Consider the following 2,426-nt stretch of genomic DNA (forward strand, 5'->3'; position numbering starts at 1 on the left):
AAATTATACTGGTTGCCCGGGTTACATTGTACACCTCACCTGCGAAGGCGCTTTAAATGCGGTGCGCAATGCAACCCGCAGAAATCAAAAAGTATTTGTAGAAACCTGCATTCAATATTTACTTTTAGATGCATCCTTATACGAAAAAGATTTTGAAGGTGCAAAATGGGTAATGAGTCCGCCGCTGCGGGAAAAGAAAGACCAGGATACTTTGTGGGCGGGCATAAATCAAGGGCTCGTGCAGGTTGTAGCTACGGATCATTGTCCTTTTAAATGGGAACAAAAACTGATGGGCAAAAATGATTTTTCTAAAATACCAAATGGTCATCCAGCAATTGAAAACAGAATGGAATTGTTATTTAGCGAAGGTGTAAATAAAGGCAGAATAAGTTTAAATAAATATGTTGAAGTAACGGCAACAAATCCTGCAAAAATATTTGGCATGTTTCCACGCAAAGGAACCATTGCGGTTGGCAGTGATGCAGATATTATTATCGTTGATCCAAATGAAAAACATACAATATCTGCAGCTACACACCACATGAATGTTGATTACAGCGGTTATGAAGGATGGGAAGTGACAGGAAAAGTAAAGACAGTTTTGCTTAGAGGAAAAGTGGCAATTGATAACAACGAATGCTTTTTAGAAAAAGGATACGGACAGTTTATCAAAAGAAAAAAAGTAAGTCAGAACATTTAAATTATTTTATTTTTTTAAAAAAGTAGTCATCATTTCAAAGTAAAATTAAATGCCACGAATTATTAAATCAGGGTTAATTCAAATGAGTCTTCCAAAAACGGAAGGTGAAGGAACCATTGAAGAAATTAAGGAAGCCATGTTTCAAAAACATATTTCATTTATTGAAGAAGCTGGAGAAAAAGGGGTGCAGATTCTTTGCTTTCAGGAAATTTTTAATACGCCTTATTTTTGTCCGGGCCAGGATAGTAAATGGTATGCATCAGCAGAGAAAGTTCCCGGTGTAACCACCAATCGCCTTGCAGTTTACGCCAAAAAATACAACATGGTAATCATCGTTCCCGTGTATGAAAAAGAATCGGCAGGTGTTCTCTACAACACAGCAGCAGTAATAGATGCAGACGGAACGTATCTTGGCAAATACCGTAAAAATCATATACCACATACAGGAGGTTTTTGGGAAAAATTTTTCTTTAAACCAGGTAACCTTGGCTATCCGGTTTTTGAAACAAAATATGCAAAAGTGGGCATTTACATTTGTTACGATAGGCATTTTCCTGATGGTGCAAGATGTCTTGGATTGAATGGCGCAGAAATAGTTTACAATCCTTCTGCTACTACTGTTGGTCAATCTCAATATTTATGGAAACTGGAGCAGCCTGCCCACGCAGTTGCCAACGGTTATTTTATGGGATGCATAAACAGAGTTGGTACCGAAGCGCCATGGAATCTTGGGAAGTTTTATGGCAGTTCGTATTTTGTAAATCCAATGGGACAAATATTTGCACAAGCATCAGAAAACAACGATGAATTACTCATAGCAGAATTTGATTTGGATTTGATAGAAGAAGTAAGAAGCAAGTGGCAATTTTTTCGTGATAGAAGACCGGAAACTTATGGGGAAATTGTGAAGTTGTAAATGGTGAGGTTGGGAATTGTCAATTGTGAAGTTTTGAATGTGAAATGTGGTTGCCGTATTCAGTCGTCAGTGGTCTATCGTCCATTGTCATTCAAATTGAACTTAATTAATTAATCTAAAAAACTCTAAATGTCAATACAATCGAACAGGCTTTCTGCAGAGCAATACGCTAAAAACTTTTCTGATCTCCATCCGGCTTTTGAAACCGCTGATGCAGCATTGGTAGAAGCAAACCGCTGTCTATTTTGTTACGATGCGCCCTGTATGAAAAGTTGTCCTACAAGTATTGATGTACCAAAATTTATCAGACAAATAACAACCGATAATTTAAAAGGAAGTGCACATACTATTTTGGTGTCAAATATTATGGGTGCAGGTTGCAGTAAAGTTTGTCCGGTAGAAAAATTATGCGAAGGTGCATGTGTTTTTAATTTTATGGAAGAGGAACCTATCGCTATTGCAAAACTACAACGCTATAGTACCGAAAAAGCACTTAAACATAACTGGAAATTATTTACCCGAAAAGAATCCGTTGACAAAAAAGTTGCTATCGTGGGTGCAGGTCCTGCGGGCTTGAGTTGTGCACACATGCTGAGTCGTGAAGGAATTGATGTGACTATTTATGAAAGAGAAAAAGAAGGCGGCGGATTGATGACTTACGGCATTGCCGCATATAAAGTAACGCCACAATTTTGCAAAGATGAAGTGGATTATATTTTGTCCATTGGGGGAATCAAAATAAAATACGGGCAGGAACTTGGGAGAAATATTGAACTTTCAGAACTACAAAATAATTACGATGCAGTTTAT

Annotated in this window: 3 protein-coding genes; all 3 read left to right on the forward strand. The window is 37.6% G+C overall.

What is annotated here, in order from left to right:
- On the forward strand, positions 1 to 700 hold a 700-nt coding region (locus H7254_RS12420; protein WP_301933269.1), incomplete at its 5' end, for an amidohydrolase family protein.
- Between the two features lie 82 nt (positions 701 to 782).
- Positions 783 to 1,616 (forward strand): nitrilase-related carbon-nitrogen hydrolase, encoded by an 834-nt coding sequence (locus H7254_RS12425; protein WP_301933270.1) that lies wholly within the window; start codon positions 783 to 785, stop codon positions 1,614 to 1,616.
- Positions 1,617 to 1,745: 129 nt separating this feature from the next.
- A partial coding sequence (locus H7254_RS12430) for an FAD-dependent oxidoreductase (protein WP_301933271.1) occupies positions 1,746 to 2,426 on the forward strand: 681 nt, incomplete at its 3' end.

The organism is Ferruginibacter sp., from assembly GCF_014377975.1.
Lineage (GTDB): Bacteria > Bacteroidota > Bacteroidia > Chitinophagales > Chitinophagaceae > Ferruginibacter.